Genomic DNA, 15,203 nt, shown 5'->3' with positions numbered 1-15,203 from the left:
GATGTCCGACACGCAGACCTCGGCCGGAGCGGCCGGTGACGCCGGTGGTACTGGTGGTTCCGGTGAGGAACGCGGGCTGCGGCGGAGTCTCGGCTTCCGGGACCTGGTCGTCTACGGGCTGCTGTTCATCGCCCCCATGGCCCCCGTCGGCATCTTCGGCACCCTCGACGCCAAGTCGCACGGGGCCGTGGCCCTGGTCTACGTCGTCGCCACCGTCGCGATGGCGTTCACCGCGTTCAGTTACGCCCAGATGGTCCGCGTGGTCCCCCTGGCTGGCTCGGTGTTCGCCTACGCGCGCGTGGGGCTCGGAAAAGAGGCCGGGTTCATCGCCGGGTGGATGGCGATGCTGGACTATCTGCTCATCCCGGCCGTGGCGTACCTCTTCTCCGGGATCGCGATGAACGCACTGGTCCCGGAGGTCTCCCGGTGGGTGTGGACCGCGCTCGCCGTGGTCGTCACGACACTGCTGAACCTGTGGGGGGTACGCGCGGCGGCCCGGGTCGGTTTCCTGGTGCTCGCGATGGAAATCGTGGTCCTTCTTGTCTTCGTCGTGTCGGCGGTCGTCGTCCTCGCGCGCGACGGGGCCGAGCGAGGCTGGCTTTCGCCGCTGTCCGGTGACGGTACGCAGGGAGCGTTCGCGCTGTCGGCGGTCATCGGTGCCGTGTCGGTCGCCGTCCTGTCGTATCTGGGCTTCGACGCGATCGCCTCCTTCGCGGAGGAGGTGACGGGCGGTTCGGAGAAGGTGGCCCGGGCGGTGCTGTTCTGCCTGGCGCTCGCGGGTGTGCTGTTCGTGGCGCAGACCTACCTGGTGGCGCTTCTCGAGCCGACGACGTCCGCGCAGCTCGCCGCCGACCCCGAGAAGCAGGGATCGGCCTTCTACGACGCCGTGGACGCCTCCGTCGGGACCTGGCTGCACGACCTGGTGGCCGTGAGCAAGGCGATCGGAGCGGCGTTCGCGGCGCTCGCCGGGCAGGCCGCGGCGGGCCGTCTCGTGTTCGCGATGGCCCGCGACCGGCGGCTGCCGCGGGTCCTGTCGAGGACCGACTCCGGTGTGCCGAGGCTCGCGCTGCTGTGCGCGGGGGTCATCACGCTGGTCGCCGCGGTCTGGGCGGCCCGGCGCGACGACGGACTCGACCACCTGGTGTCGGTGGTCAACATCGGTGCGCTGACCGCCTTCACGCTGCTGCACGCGAGTGTGGTGGGCTGGTTCGTCGTACGCCGTCGGGGTGGGCCTGTCGTGTGGTGGCGGCACATTCTGGTCCCGGTCGTCGGCGCCGCGATCACCATCGCCGTCATCGTCGAGGCGTCGGCGACGGCCCAGGTGGTGGGCGCGATCTGGCTGGTGGTGGGGCTGGCGGTGCTGGTGGGACAGCGAGGTCGGGGCGGCGAGGGGGCGGGTTAGTCGGCCGGCGTTGGGGCCTGCGGTATGGGTTTTCGCCCCCTCCGCCCCTACCCGTCCCGTTCCTGGGGGCTGCCGCCCCCAGACCCCCGCTTTCGGCCTGGACGGCCTCGTCCTCAAACGCCGGACGGGCTGAAAGATCTCCCCCGGTGAGTGGAGGATCGGGATGGCATCGCCTCACCCTCGAACGCCGGACAGGCCGGATCGTGCAGCCGTGTTGTCCGAGCCTGCGGCTACTCTCGCGGCATGGCTCTCAACACGTCCGCAGAGGCTCCGCTGCCCGTCGGCGAGGTGTCGCGGCTCATCGGCGGGTGGATCGACCGGCTCGGCGCGGTGTGGGTCGAGGGGCAGATCACCCAGTTGTCGCGGCGTCCGGGCGCGGGCGTCGTCTTCCTGACGCTGCGCGACCCGTCGTACGACATCTCCGTGAGCGTGACCTGCTACCGGCAGGTGTTCGACGCGGTGGCCGACGTGGTGACCGAGGGCGCCCGTGTCGTCGTACTCGCGAAGCCCGAGTGGTACGCGCCGCGGGGGCAGTTGTCGCTGCGGGCCACCGAGATAAAGCCGGTGGGCGTGGGTGAACTGCTCGCCCGCCTGGAGCAGTTGAAGAAGTCCCTCGCCGCCGAGGGGCTGTTCGCGCCGGAGCGCAAGAAGGCCCTGCCGTTCCTGCCGCAGCTCATCGGGCTGGTCTGCGGGCGGGCGTCCGCGGCCGAGCGTGACGTGCTGGAGAACGCGCGGCACCGCTGGCCCGCCGTCCGCTTCGACGTCCGTAATGTCGCCGTGCAGGGCGTGCACGCCGTGCCGCAGGTCGTGCAGGCGGTGAAGGACCTGGACGCGATCGAGGACATCGACGTGATCATCGTGGCGCGCGGCGGCGGCAGCGTGGAGGACCTGCTGCCGTTCTCGGACGAGCAGTTGGTACGGGCGGTCGCTGCCTGCCGTACGCCCGTTGTCTCGGCCATCGGACACGAACCCGACACCCCGCTGCTCGACTACGTGGCCGACCTGCGCGCGTCCACGCCGACCGACGCAGCCAAGAAGGTCGTGCCGGACGTCGGCGAGGAGTACGAGCGGGTGCGGCTGCTGCGGGACCGGGCGCGGCGCAGCGTCCATGCCTTCATCGACCGCGAGGAGCGCGGCCTGGCGCACGCACTGGCCCGGCCCTCGATAGAGGATCCGCACCGGATGGTCGACGAGCGGGCGGACCATGTCGCCGCGCTCCTGGACCGCGGCCGGCGCACGCTCGGCCACCTCCTGGACCGCGCCGACTCGGAGCTGTCGCACACCCGCGCGCGCGTGGTGGCCCTCTCCCCCGCCGCGACGCTCCAGCGGGGTTACGCGGTGCTGCAGAAGGCCGATGGCCATGTGGTGCGTGATCCGGCCGAGGTGACGGCGGACGAGCCGCTTCGGGCGCGGGTCGCCGAGGGTGAATTCTCCGTACGAGTCGATGCATAGGGTGGGCGCATGACCAGCAAGGTGGACGAGGCGCTCGGGTACGAGCAGGCGCGGGACGAGCTGATCGAGGTCGTACGCCGGCTGGAGGCGGGCGGTACGACCTTGGAGGAGTCCCTCGCGCTCTGGGAGCGGGGCGAGGAGCTGGCGAAGGTGTGCCGGCGCTGGCTGGAGGGGGCGCGGGCGCGGCTGGACGCGGCGCTGGCCGAGGAAGAGGGAGAAGGGGCCGAGGGCGGCGACGGGGACGGCGCGGAGTCCCGGTAGCCCGTATCCCTGTAGCCCGTATCCCTGGAAAACAACACCGGCAGATGTGAAGCGGATCACGATGCCCCGCTTTTGGTTGAACCTTAAACTTCATCGACGTACTGTCGTCATTGCCAGCCGATCCCCCCGGATCCGACGCACACCCTCGAGAAGGTTCAACCATGTCTCTCGTTCTTGACTCCGCCGCCCAGGACCTGCTGTTCCGCGAGGCCCGCACCGCGAACACCTTCACCGACGAGCCGGTGACCGAGGAGCAGGTGCAGGCGATCTACGACCTGGTCAAGTTCGGTCCGACCGCCATGAACCAGTCGCCGCTGCGGATCACCCTGGTCCGCTCCGCCGAGGCCCGCGAGCGCCTCGTCTCGCACATGGCCGAGGGCAACCAGCCGAAGACGGCCGCCGCCCCGCTGGTCGCGATCCTCTCCGCCGACAACGAGTTCCACGAGGAGCTTCCGCAGCTCTTCCCGCACTTCCCCGGCGCCAAGGGCCTCTTCGACGGCTCGCGCGACGCCCGTGAGCAGTCGGCCACCCTGAACGCCGCCCTCCAGTCCGCGTACTTCATCATCGGTGTCCGCGCCGCCGGCCTGGCCGCGGGCCCGATGGGCGGCTTCGACGCCGCCGGTGTCCAGAAGGAGTTCCTGGACGACGACCACACCCCGCTGATGATCGTCAACATCGGTCGGCCGGGCGAGGACGCGTGGTTCCCGCGCTCCCCGCGTCTGGACAGCGAGCAGGTCATCACGACCGTCTGATGCAGGTGTAGGAACGAGAAGGGCCCCCGGTGCGGTCACCGGGGGCCCTTCTCTCACGTACGCACACGCGGGGGGGCTTACGTCGTCTTCAGGGCCTGCGCCATCTTCGTCAGCTGTCCGAACGACGCCGTCCCGGTCACGACCGTCGTGGAGCCCTCGCCCTTGAGTACGAGGGCGTCGTACTTCTCGCCCTCGTACCGCTGCCACGTCTGGTCCCCGATGCGCTGGGTGGCCTTCGTCTCCTCGGCGCCCTGGCTGGCCGTGTCGATGAACGCGGCCGGCTTCTCGGTGGACTGCTCGACCGCCACGTACTGGCCGTCGGGGTCGTGGAAGCCCAGGTGCCAGGCGTCGAACTCCGCGCCGTCGTAACGCACCGACGTCGCCTTCCACTCCGTGGGCAGCCCCTCGGGCGCCGCCACGGGATAGCTCGCCGCGCGGCGAGCCGTGAGCAGCTCGACGCGGTAGTCGACGCGCTTGAGCTCGGGTTCGGAATCGTCGTGCGGGATGAAGACGTAGATGACGCCTGCCACGAGCGCGATGACGCCCAGGGAGAGAACCATGTCCCGGACCGACTGCTTGCCTTTCGTACCTGCCACGTCCCTATCGTCGCAGGTGCCCTGGCCTGCTCATCCGTGGGGTCCCCTGCTCATTTTGTCGGCCTGACGATAGAGTCGGGGCCATACCCTCATCCGGCCGTCGTCGTATCAGAAAGGTGCGTCTCGATGACCGAGCATCATCTGCCGTCCGAACTCGAGGTCCCCGCCGAGGCCCCCGACCGAAATCTCGCCCTGGAACTCGTCCGGGTCACCGAAGCAGCCGCGATGGCCGCCGGCCGCTGGGTCGGCCGCGGCGACAAGCTCGGCGCCGACGGCGCCGCCGTCCGGGCCATGCGGACCCTCGTCTCCACCGTCTCGATGAACGGCGTCGTCGTCATCGGTGAGGGCGAGAAGGACGAGGCCCCGATGCTCTTCAACGGGGAGCGCGTCGGTGACGGGACCGGCGCCGAGGTCGACATCGCCGTCGACCCGATCGACGGGACCACGCTCACCGCGAAGGGCATGACCAACGCGATCGCCGTGCTCGCCGCCGCCGACCGGGGCACCATGTTCGACCCGTCCGCGGTCTTCTACATGGACAAGCTGGTCACCGGCCCGGAGGCCGCCGACTTCGTCGACATCAACGCGCCCGTGTCGGTGAACATCCGCCGGGTCGCCAAGGCCAAGAAGTCCTCCCCCGAGGACGTCACCGTCGTCATCCTCGACCGGCCCCGCCATGACGGGATCATCAAGGAGATCCGCGAGACCGGCGCCCGGATCAAGCTGATCTCCGACGGCGATGTCGCGGGCTCGATCCTGGCCCTGCGCGAGGGCACCGGCATCGACCTGCTCCTCGGCATCGGCGGCACGCCCGAGGGCATCATCTCGGCCTGCGCCGTGAAGTGCCTGGGCGGCACCATCCAGGGCAAGTTGTGGCCCAAGGACGACGAGGAGAAGCAGCGCGCGCTGGACGCGGGCCACGACCTCGACCGTGTCCTGTACACGGACGACCTGGTCTCCGGCGAGAACGTCTTCTTCGTCGCCACCGGCATCACCGACGGCGAGCTGCTGCGCGGGGTTCGCTACCGCGCCGAGACCGCCACGACCGAGTCGATCGTCATGCGGTCCAAGTCCGGGACGGTTCGGCAGATCACGTCGGAGCACCGGCTGAGCAAGCTGCGGGCGTACAGCGCGATCGACTTCGACCGAGCGAAGTAGCTCCGCTGGTTTCGCCGGGTCACTGCGGGACTTGGTCCCTGCGGATCCTGGGTCTGTGTGGACGCCGGGTCACTGCGGGTTGTTCGTACCTGCGGGTCCGCTGTGGCTGGTCGCGCCCACGCGGCGGAGCCGCATGATGTAACAACCCCGCGCCCCTGAAGGGGCGCGCACGCTGAAGGGGCGCCCCCCGTGCGGGGAGGGCGCCCCTTCGACGTGTGCCGGTCAGCCGGCCGCCGCTATCGACCCCGTCGGGCGTGTGGCCTTCTGGAGTTCGAGGTCGCGGCGGCGGCGGCGGGCGAGGACCACTCGGCGTTCGGCGGCGGTGAGGCCGCCCCAGACGCCGTACGGCTCGGGTTGCAGGAGTGCGTGTTCGCGGCACTCGACCATCACCGGGCAGCGCGCGCAGACCCGCTTCGCCGCCTCCTCACGGGAGAGGCGGGCGGCGGTGGGTTCCTTGGAGGGTGCGAAGAACAGGCCTGCCTCGTCCCGTCGGCACACGGCCTCCGTGTGCCACGGGGCTTCCTGATCCCTGTCCCGCACTGGAGCCCGCTGGGCCGGAACGGCAGCTACCTGCAGGGACTGATGCGGCGGTTGCAGCACGGTCTACTCCTGACGACGGCTTCGCGGGCGTGCTGAGCGCCGCGGGAAGTCCACAGCGCCCTCCAAGAGGCGATGCAGCAAGGCCTACCCGCTGTGCGCGCGCCTATGCACTGTGTTCCGAACCCGGGAATTCTCGTCGCCGAGGGACCTCGAACCGCGCTCACGGGGCTGGACCAATTCGCCGCGGGAGCCGTCGAATTCACATGTGTCAACGGTCCAGGTGCTTGCGCAAACCCTTGTCCAGCTTGTCCGACACCCGGTCCGTCACGCGTTCGAGGATGTCCGCGATCAGCTTGCCCCGCTTGGGCTTCGCCTCCACATTGCCCAGTACGGCCAGGCCGTCCACATAGATCACGGGGGCGTCGGGATCACCCGAATCCAGCGTGTCCACCTCGAAGTTGCCGAGCACACCGGCGCCGCTGCCGCGCAGCGACACATTCTCCGGGACACGGATCTCCACGTTGCCGAAGACCGAGACCGCCCTGACCACGACCTGCTGGTACTCGAAGATCGCCTCGGTGAGGTCTATCTCGATGCTGCCGAAGACCGAGTACGCGTGGATGCGGCGGCCCGCGCGCCAGCGGCCCTTGCGGACGGCGGCGCTGAAGACCGCCACCACGTGGTGATCGGGCTCCAGCGGGATGGCGCCCGCGGTGGGACGGTTGGGAGCGATCGTGTACGCGGGGGTCGCGCGGGGCCCGTGGGCGGCGGGCAGGTCCCGGACGAACTGGTCGAGCTCGCCCACGGTCTTGGTGGCCAGCACCCCTTCCACGCGCTCGGAGTGCTCCTCGGCGGTGAGGCGCCCCTCGGCGAGGGCATCGCGCAGGATGTCGGTGATCCGGTCACGGTCGGCGTCGGAGGCGCGGAGCTCGGTCGGCTCCGCCGACATGGGCGCGGTCGCGTTGGAGCGCTTCTGAAGGTCCACGGCAGCATCATAGCCAAACGCGATAGATCGCGACTAGCCCGCGTTCCGGTCTTCAGCTCACCGCCGTCGTGAGAGTGACGGAGTTGTTGGCCTGATTCGGGTCGGGTGTACCGCTCGCGACTGCCGCCGTATTGCTGATCATGGTTCCGGTCGTGGCCTTGACCGTGATCCTGATGGTGACGGTCGCCTGGGCGTTGACGCCGATGCTGCCCAGCGCGCAGGTCACGGTGTCGGAGGATGCGACGGGAGGAACCATGCCGCAGCTTCCCCTGCTGGGCGTGGCGCTGACGAACCGGCCCTCACCGGGCAGGCTGTTGTCGAGCACCACGTTGTCAGCGGCTGTCGGCCCGTCGTTGCGGACCGTGATCGTGTAGGTCAGATCCTCGTTGTTCGCGACGGGTGCGTCCGAGGTGATCGTGACCCGCAGATCGGCGCGGGGCCGGACGATGGCCAGGCTGTGGAAGTACCCCGCAGCGACGGCGCCGACCCCGTCCAGCAGGCGGCTGCACGGCGCGGTCTGCCCGGGGGCGCACACACGGACCGGCGTGCTGCGGTTCGTCTGCGTCCCATCTCCGAGCCTGCCGCCGTTGGCGCCCCAGGCCCGGGCGGTGCCGTCGGCCTGCCGGGTCACGCTGAAGCGGAAGCCGACGTCGGCGGCGGTCGCTCCGCCGAGGAACGTGGTGCATCCCGCACTCGTTCCCGACGCGCAGACCCGCACGGGCGTGTGCTTGTCAGTGGTCGTACCGTCGCCGAGCTGACCGGAGTCGTTGTGGCCCCACGCACGGACGCCGCCGTCGGACAGCACCGCCAGGCTGTGGTCCTCGCCCCCGGCGACAGAGGCCACACCCGTGAGGTAGGTGGTGCAGCCCGCGGTCGTTCCCACCGCGCAGACCCGCACGGGCGTGGTCCGCTCGGTGGTGGTGCCGTCGCCCAGATAGCCGTAGAAGTTGTCGCCCCAGGCACGGACGGTGCCGTCGGTCATCGCCGCCAGGCTCCAGAAGAGGCCGGCGCCCAGGCTCCGCACTCCGCTGGTCAGCACCGTGGGGACCGGTACGAGCCGCCGCTGGGTAGTGCCGTCACCGAGCTGGCCGTGGACGTTGCCTCCCCAGGCGCGTACACCGCCCCCGGCGTCCAGTGCGAGGCTGTGCGTATGTCCCGCGGCGATGGCGGTCACACCGGTGAGGAAGCCGGTGCACCCTGCCCCGGTGTTTTCGGCGCAGACCTGGACGGGAACGCCGCTGCTGGTGGTGGTGCCGTTGCCGAGCTCGCCGTCGGGGTTGTAGCCCCAGGACCAGACCGTGCCGTCCGAGCGCAGCGCGAGGGTGTGGTTGCTGCCTGCGGCGATGGCGGTCACATCCGCGAGGGACGCGACCCGGACAGGTGCGCTCCGCGAGGTGAAGGTGCCGTCGCCCAGCTGGCCGGAGGTGTTCTCGCCCCAGGCCCAGACGGTGCCGTCCGAGCGGAGGGCCACGCTGAAGGACTGCCCGCCCTCGACGGCGACCACGTCGCCCAGAGGCTTCGGGCACGGGGCGCTGCCGCACACCGCCCCCGGGGTGGTGCCGTAGGTCAAGTTGGTGCCGGTGCCCAGCTGACCCCCGCCGTTGGATCCCCAGGCCATCGCGTTTCCGGGCTCGGCCGCACTGCCCGCCGCGGCCTCCCCAGGGGCCACCCCCGCCCACAGAAGTACCGTCAGTCCCGCGACGACGGCCCGCCCCAGGGTGGACCAGCCACGCACAGCACATCCCATTGATCGTCCTCTCGTGTGCATCAGCTCACCGGCGTCCGGAGGGTCGCGGTGTTGTTGACCTGTTTGGGGTCGGGCGTGCTGCTGCTCACCGCCGCGGTTTTGGTGATCATGGTCCCGGCCGGGGCGGTGACCGTGACCCTGATGCTCGCGGTGGCCTGCACGTTGAGGCCGACCCGGCCGAGCGCACAGGTCACTGTGCCGGAGGTCCCGGCGGGCGGGCCTGTGCAACTGCCCCTGCTCGGCGTGGCGCTGACGAACCCGCTCTGGGCGGGCAGTGTGCTGGTGATCGTCACGTTGTCCGCGGCGGTCGGCCCGTCATTGCGGACCGTGATGGTGTAGGTCAGGTCCTCACCGCTCGCCACGGGTTCGTCCGCGCTGATCGCGATCCGTACGTCGGCGCGCGGCAGAGCGATCGCCAGGCCGAAGTCAGAGCCCGCCGCGACGGCGCCCGCTCCCTCCAGCAGGCGGCCGCACGGCGCGGTCTGCCCGCTCGCGCAGACCCTGACCGGGGTGGTCCTGGTCGTCGTGGTGCCGTCGCCGAGCTGACCGGAGACATTCATGCCCCAGGCGCGGGCGGTGCCGTCGGTCTGCCGGGTCAGGCTGAAGAAGGCGCCCGCAGCGACCTGGTTCACGCCGCCGAGGTACGTGGTGCATCCCGCGGTCGTTCCCGACCCGCAGACCCGCACGGGCGTGGGCCTGTCCGTGGTGGTGCCGTCGCCCAGCTGACCGGAGCCGTTGTCCCCCCAGCTGCGCACACCGCCATCGGTCAGGACCGCCAGGGTGTGGGCCCCACCGGCCTCGACGCTGTTCACCCCGCCGAGGAAGGAGGTGCAGCCCGCACTCGTGCCCACGGCGCACACCTGGACCGGCCAGGTGGTGTCGGTGGTGGTGCCGTCGCCCAGTTGGCCGTTGCCGTTGCGTCCCCAGCCGTAGACCGCGCCGCCGTCCTGGCGTACGGCCACGCTGTGATCGGATCCCGCCGCGATGGCCTTCACGGAGCTGGGCACACCCGTCGCGAGCGCGGGGAAGGGGCTCGACTCGGTCGTGCCGTTGCCCAGCTGCCCGAAGGTGTTGCTTCCCCAGGCGCCCACGTAACCCCCCGCGTGCAGTGCGAGGCTGTGCTCGGCGCCCGCGGCGATGGCGGTCACATTGGCCAGGACGGGGTCGAAGCATCCGGCCTCAGGCGCAACGAGACAGGTCACCTGAACGGGTGAGTGTCGGTCCGTGGTGCTGTTGTCGCCCAGCTGCCCGGCGTTGTTGCGGCCCCACGCCCATACGGTGCCGTCCCGCCGGAGCGCGAGGGTGTGGTTGTCGCCCCCGGCGATGGCGGTCACATCCGTGAGGGATCCCACCTGGACGGGCGTGGTCCGCGGGTCGCTGGTGCCGTCGCCCAGCTGACCGTACTGGTTGGATCCCCAGGTCCAGACCGTGCCGTCGTCGCGCAGGGCCACGCCGTGGCCGGATCCGGCCTCGACGGCGACCACACTGTCCAGGGGGCCGGCACAGGAGGCGCCGCCGCAGACGGTGACCGGGGTGGTGCTCACCCCGGAACCGACGTCGCGGCCGAGCCGGCCCGAGTCGTCGTTCCCCCAGGCGACCGCGGTGCCGGGTTCGGGTGCCCGTCCGGCCGCGTGGGCGTCGCCCTGCCATGCCCCCGAGGAGAGCCCCGCGCACAGCACTGCTGCCAGACCCATCGTTGCGACCCGTCTCGCTACGGACCGGCCGTGGAACCCGAACCTCATGTGATCGTCCTCTCATGCGCGAGCGCAGGGCGCGTACGCACAATCTGGACGAACTACAGGCAGTAACAGCACCGACACGCCTTGCTGGCATCACTTGGCCGAGGTGGACATCACCCGCCTGGAACTGAGCCTTACCTCACAGACTCGGCCCGCGAGGCGCGCTCTACGCTTGAGGACGCTCCGCCAATGGAGGCGGCGCCGCCGCCTGTCGAGTGAGGAATGGCCGAAATGCCAGAGTTTGCGTACTCCGATCTGCTCCCCCTGGGAGAGGACACCACGCCCTACCGCCTGGTGACCTCCGAAGGTGTCTCTACCTTCGAGGCCGGCGGCCGTACGTTCCTCCAGGTCGAGCCGGAGGCGCTGCGCAAGCTCGCCGAAGAGGCCATCCACGACATCCAGCACTATCTGCGGCCCGCTCACCTGGCGCAGCTGCGGCGGATCATCGACGACCCCGAGGCCTCCTCCAACGACAAGTTCGTGGCCCTCGACCTCCTGAAGAACGCGAACATCGCGGCCGCGGGTGTCCTCCCCATGTGCCAGGACACCGGCACGGCGATCGTCATGGGCAAGCGCGGGCAGAACGTGCTCACGGAGGGCTCCGACGAGTCGGCCCTCTCGCGCGGCATCTACGACGCGTACCTGAACCTGAACCTGCGCTACTCGCAGATGGCTCCGCTCACCATGTGGGAGGAGAAGAACACGGGCTCCAACCTCCCGGCCCAGATCGAGCTGTACGCGACGGACGGCGGCGCGTACAAGTTCCTGTTCATGGCCAAGGGCGGCGGCTCGGCGAACAAGTCGTTCCTCTACCAGGAGACGAAGGCCGTTCTGAACGAGGCCTCCATGATGAAGTTCCTGGAGGAGAAGATCCGCTCGCTGGGTACGGCCGCCTGCCCGCCGTACCACCTGGCGATCGTGGTCGGCGGTACGAGCGCGGAGTACGCCCTGAAGACCGCGAAGTACGCGTCCGCGCACTACCTGGACGAGATTCCGGCCGAGGGTTCCGAGCTCGGGCACGGCTTCCGGGACAAGGACCTGGAGGAGAAGGTCTTCGAGCTGACGCAGCGGATCGGGATCGGGGCGCAGTTCGGGGGCAAGTACTTCTGCCACGACGTGCGCGTGGTCCGCCTCCCCCGGCACGGCGCGTCCTGCCCCGTCGCCATCGCCGTGTCCTGCTCGGCCGACCGGCAGGCCGTCGCGAAGATCACCGCCGAGGGCGTCTTCCTGGAGCAGCTGGAGACGGACCCGGCGCGCTTCCTCCCCGAGACGACCGACGAGCACCTCGAGTCCGACGGTGACGTCGTCAAGATCGACCTCAACCAGCCGATGGACGACATCCTCGCCGAGCTGACGAAGTACCCGGTGAAGACCCGGCTCTCCCTCTCCGGCCCGCTCGTCGTGGCGCGCGACATCGCGCACGCCAAGATCAAGGAGCGGCTGGACGCGGGCGAGGAGATGCCGCAGTACCTGAAGGACCACCCGGTGTACTACGCGGGCCCGGCGAAGACCCCCGAGGGCTACGCGTCCGGTTCCTTCGGCCCGACGACGGCCGGGCGCATGGACTCCTACGTGGAGCAGTTCCAGGCGGCGGGCGGTTCCAAGGTGATGCTCGCCAAGGGCAACCGCTCCGCGCAGGTCACCAACGCGTGTGACGCGCACGGCGGTTTCTACCTCGGATCGATCGGCGGTCCGGCGGCCCGGCTCGCCCAGGACTGCATCAAGAAGGTCGAGGTCGTCGAGTACGAGGAGCTCGGCATGGAGGCCGTCTGGAAGATCGAGGTCGAGGACTTCCCGGCGTTCGTCGTGGTCGACGACAAGGGGAACGACTTCTTCCAGGACCCGGCGCCCGCGCCGACGTTCACGTCGATTCCGGTGCGGGGGCCGGGTCTGGTGTGATCCTGTGACGGTGCCCGCCCCTGATTGACGCAGGGGCGGGCACTCTCATACGAGGTCAGGGCTGATCAGCCGGCGCAGATGGTGAAGCTGACCGTGTCGCCGTTGTGGACGATCGTCGGGGCGTGCGGGGACACACCGATCACCGAGCCCGGCTTGCAGCCCTTGACGGCCTTCTTGCTGACGGTGCCGAGCTTCGTCTGGGTCTTCTCGAGGTACGACTTGGCCCCCTCCAGGGACCAGCCGGCGAAGTCGATCGGGATGGTCGGGTCGTCGCCGTAGAGCATGGTGGTGGCGTCACTGCCGGCGGTCGTGGTGCTCGCCGCCGGGGTCGGGCTGTCGCCGCCCGCGACCGAGGTGGCCAGGGCGGTCCCGCCGCCCGCCGCGATGAGGGCGGCGGCGACGGCGGCGATGCCGACGGTCCGCCTGCGCCGGGTGCGGCGCAGGATCTGGGGCGCGTCGAAGTCGGGCGCGTCGGCGGAGTCCGCGTAGCTGTTCATGGCGTTCATCAGTTCCTCTTCGAATGGTGATGCGAACGGTGAGCAGCCGGAAGGCCGTGCGTCGCCGTACGAGGTCATCGGATTCCTTCCGTGTGCTGTCGGGGTGCTGGGGCGGAGAGTGCGGGGAACTGGCTTCTGAGCTTCTCGATCCCCCGGGCGAGCTGCGAGCGCACCGTGCTCGGCGAGATGTCCAGGTCGGCCGCGATCTCGGTGTCGGAGAGGTCGTGGAAGTACCGCAGCACCACGACCGTCCGCATCCGCATGGGCAGTTGCTGCAGCGCGCGCACCAACTGGTCCCTGCTGTCGACCTGTCCGTACTCGTCGCCCGGGGCGGCCCGGTCGGGGCCGTCCGGCTGCGGAACCGTTCGCCGGAAGCGGCGCCAGCGGTCGTTGGCCAGGTTCACCATGATCCGCCGCACATAGGCGTCCGGGGCGTCCTTGGCGGAGACCGTGCGCCACTTGCGGCAGGCCCGCTCCAGGGTTTCCTGGACCAGGTCCTCGGCCGCGTCGCGGTTGCCCGTCAGGACGAGTGCGCCCCGGAACAGCGCGGCCGACCGGGCGGCGACGAAGCCGTCGAAGTCCGTCTCCACACGTTTCCCCCTTCCTGTCACCCCTCCTCGACGCGAACACCCCTCCGTCTGCTGCACGGCCGACATGAGACCTGGGTCACACGAGAGCGGCACCCGGGTGGCCGAGCGCCCGGAACATCCCCACCGTCCCGATCGCTATACGGGCATGAGCGAATACCGCATCGAGCACGACTCCATGGGCGAGGTACGCGTCCCGGCCGACGCCAAGTGGCGGGCCCAGACGCAGCGCGCCGTGGAGAACTTCCCGATCTCCGGGCAGCGCATCGAACGGGCCCACATCGAGGCGCTCGCCCGGATCAAGGGCGCCGCGGCCAGGGTGAACGCGCGTCTCGGTGTGCTCGACAAGGACATCGCCGAGGCGATCGGGGAGGCGGCGGGCGAGGTCGCCGACGGGCGGTGGGACGAGCACTTCCCCGTCGACGTGTTCCAGACCGGGTCCGGGACCTCGTCCAACATGAACGCCAACGAGGTCATCGCCACCCTCGCGACCGAGCGGCTGGGCCGGGACGTGCACCCCAACGACCACGTCAACGCCTCCCAGTCCTCCAACGACGTCTTCCCCTCCTCCATCCACATCGCGGCCACCGCCGCCGTCACCCGCGACCTGATCCCCGCTCTGGAGCATCTGACGGCGGCCCTGGAGCGCAAGTCCGAGGAGTTCGCCGACGTCGTGAAGTCGGGGCGGACGCACCTCATGGACGCCACGCCCGTCACCCTGGGCCAGGAGTTCGGCGGGTACGCCGCCCAGGTGCGGTACGGCGTCGAGCGGCTGAACGCCTCCCTCCCCCGGCTCGCCGAGCTGCCGCTGGGCGGTACGGCCGTCGGCACCGGCATCAACACGCCCCCCGGCTTCTCCGCCGCCGTCATCGAGGAGGTCGCCCGCACCACCGGGCTGCCGCTGACCGAGGCGCGCGACCACTTCGAGGCGCAGGGCGCGCGGGACGGGATCGTCGAGACCAGCGGGCAGCTGCGGACCATCGCCGTGGGCCTCACGAAGATCGCCAACGACCTGCGCTGGATGGCCTCGGGACCGCGCACCGGCCTCGCCGAGATCAGCCTCCCCGACCTCCAGCCCGGCTCCTCGATCATGCCCGGCAAGGTCAACCCGGTGATCCCGGAGGCCGTGCTGATGGTCGCCGCGCAGGTCGTCGGGAACGACGCGACCGTGGCGACGGCGGGCGCGGCTGGCAACTTCGAGCTCAACGTCATGCTCCCGGTGATCGCCAAGAACGTACTGGAGTCGATCCGGCTGCTCGCCAACGTCTCCCGGCTGCTCGCCGACCGGACCGTCGACGGGATCGTCGCGCACCGCGAACGGGCCCGGGAGTACGCCGAGTCGTCACCGTCCGTCGTCACGCCGCTGAACAAGTACATCGGGTACGAGGAGGCCGCCAAGGTAGCCAAGAAGGCACTCGCGGAGCGGAAGACGATTCGCCAGGTCGTCCTGGAGTCGGGGTACGTGGAGCGGGGCGATCTGACGGTCGAGCAGTTGGACGAGGCGCTGGATGTCCTGCGGATGACGCGTCCGTAACGGCGCAGGCCCTCCGAAAAACGCCTGATGACACCTCCGTTACGTCATGTGCCG

The 15,203-nt window shown here is 70.2% G+C and carries 14 protein-coding genes; 7 read left to right on the top strand and 7 right to left on the bottom strand.

Going from position 1 to position 15,203, the window contains the following annotated elements; all coding sequences use genetic code 11:
• Position 1: 1 nt before the first annotated feature.
• From OG219_RS31205 to OG219_RS31190, 4 genes are all read left to right on the top strand, one after another.
• Entirely contained in the window at positions 2–1,402 is a 1,401-nt protein-coding gene (locus OG219_RS31205; protein ID WP_266832078.1) for an APC family permease, read from the top strand.
• Between the two features lie 243 nt (positions 1,403–1,645).
• Positions 1,646–2,854 carry an exodeoxyribonuclease VII large subunit gene (gene xseA, locus OG219_RS31200; protein WP_266832076.1) on the top strand — a complete coding sequence of 403 codons (1,209 nt, stop codon included), beginning with the start codon at positions 1,646–1,648 and terminating at the stop codon, positions 2,852–2,854.
• Positions 2,855–2,863: 9 nt separating this feature from the next.
• Entirely contained in the window at positions 2,864–3,115 is a 252-nt protein-coding gene (locus OG219_RS31195; protein ID WP_266832074.1) for an exodeoxyribonuclease VII small subunit, read from the top strand.
• Between the two features lie 161 nt (positions 3,116–3,276).
• Positions 3,277–3,867: a malonic semialdehyde reductase gene (locus tag OG219_RS31190; RefSeq protein WP_266832072.1), complete on the top strand. Its 591-nt coding sequence runs from the start codon at positions 3,277–3,279 to the stop codon at positions 3,865–3,867.
• Between the two features lie 77 nt (positions 3,868–3,944).
• On the opposite strand, the gene OG219_RS31185 is transcribed toward OG219_RS31190, so the two are convergent.
• On the bottom strand, positions 3,945–4,463 hold the full coding sequence (locus tag OG219_RS31185) for a DUF4245 domain-containing protein (protein ID WP_266832069.1): 519 nt from the start codon (positions 4,461–4,463) through the stop codon (positions 3,945–3,947).
• A 126-nt stretch (positions 4,464–4,589) separates the two neighbouring features.
• Here OG219_RS31185 and glpX point away from each other — a divergent pair, with 126 nt between their 5' ends.
• Complete coding sequence (gene glpX / locus OG219_RS31180; protein WP_266832067.1) at positions 4,590–5,621, top strand: class II fructose-bisphosphatase; 1,032 nt, start codon at positions 4,590–4,592, stop codon at positions 5,619–5,621.
• A gap of 222 nt (positions 5,622–5,843) precedes the next feature.
• On the opposite strand, the gene OG219_RS31175 is transcribed toward glpX, so the two are convergent.
• The 4 genes from OG219_RS31175 to OG219_RS31160 form a co-directional block, all read right to left on the bottom strand.
• Positions 5,844–6,221 carry a WhiB family transcriptional regulator gene (locus OG219_RS31175; RefSeq protein ID WP_266832065.1) on the bottom strand — a complete coding sequence of 126 codons (378 nt, stop codon included), beginning with the start codon at positions 6,219–6,221 and terminating at the stop codon, positions 5,844–5,846.
• Positions 6,222–6,429: 208 nt separating this feature from the next.
• Positions 6,430–7,146, bottom strand: coding sequence for a DUF1707 domain-containing protein (locus OG219_RS31170; protein ID WP_266832063.1), 717 nt, complete (start codon positions 7,144–7,146; stop codon positions 6,430–6,432).
• Between the two features lie 52 nt (positions 7,147–7,198).
• Positions 7,199–8,893 (bottom strand): hypothetical protein, encoded by a 1,695-nt coding sequence (locus OG219_RS31165; RefSeq protein WP_266832061.1) that lies wholly within the window; start codon positions 8,891–8,893, stop codon positions 7,199–7,201.
• 20 nt (positions 8,894–8,913) lie between these two features.
• On the bottom strand, positions 8,914–10,587 hold the full coding sequence (locus OG219_RS31160) for a hypothetical protein (protein WP_266832059.1): 1,674 nt from the start codon (positions 10,585–10,587) through the stop codon (positions 8,914–8,916).
• 276 nt (positions 10,588–10,863) lie between these two features.
• Between OG219_RS31160 and OG219_RS31155 the strand changes: the two genes are divergently transcribed.
• The gene (locus tag OG219_RS31155) at positions 10,864–12,531 is read left to right on the top strand and encodes a fumarate hydratase (protein ID WP_266832057.1); all 1,668 of its coding nucleotides are present in this window, start codon (positions 10,864–10,866) and stop codon (positions 12,529–12,531) included.
• Between the two features lie 65 nt (positions 12,532–12,596).
• On the opposite strand, the gene OG219_RS31150 is transcribed toward OG219_RS31155, so the two are convergent.
• Positions 12,597–13,037, bottom strand: coding sequence for a PASTA domain-containing protein (locus tag OG219_RS31150; protein ID WP_266832055.1), 441 nt, complete (start codon positions 13,035–13,037; stop codon positions 12,597–12,599).
• Positions 13,038–13,102: 65 nt separating this feature from the next.
• On the bottom strand, positions 13,103–13,618 hold the full coding sequence (locus tag OG219_RS31145; protein ID WP_266832053.1) for a SigE family RNA polymerase sigma factor: 516 nt from the start codon (positions 13,616–13,618) through the stop codon (positions 13,103–13,105).
• Positions 13,619–13,763: 145 nt separating this feature from the next.
• Between OG219_RS31145 and OG219_RS31140 the strand changes: the two genes are divergently transcribed.
• Complete coding sequence (locus OG219_RS31140) at positions 13,764–15,149, top strand: aspartate ammonia-lyase (protein WP_266832051.1); 1,386 nt, start codon at positions 13,764–13,766, stop codon at positions 15,147–15,149.
• The last annotated feature ends 54 nt before the right edge of the window (positions 15,150–15,203 follow it).

This window comes from Streptomyces sp. NBC_00038 (genome assembly GCF_026343635.1).
Taxonomy (GTDB): domain Bacteria; phylum Actinomycetota; class Actinomycetes; order Streptomycetales; family Streptomycetaceae; genus Streptomyces.
This window is presented reverse-complemented; position numbering and strand designations above follow the sequence as displayed.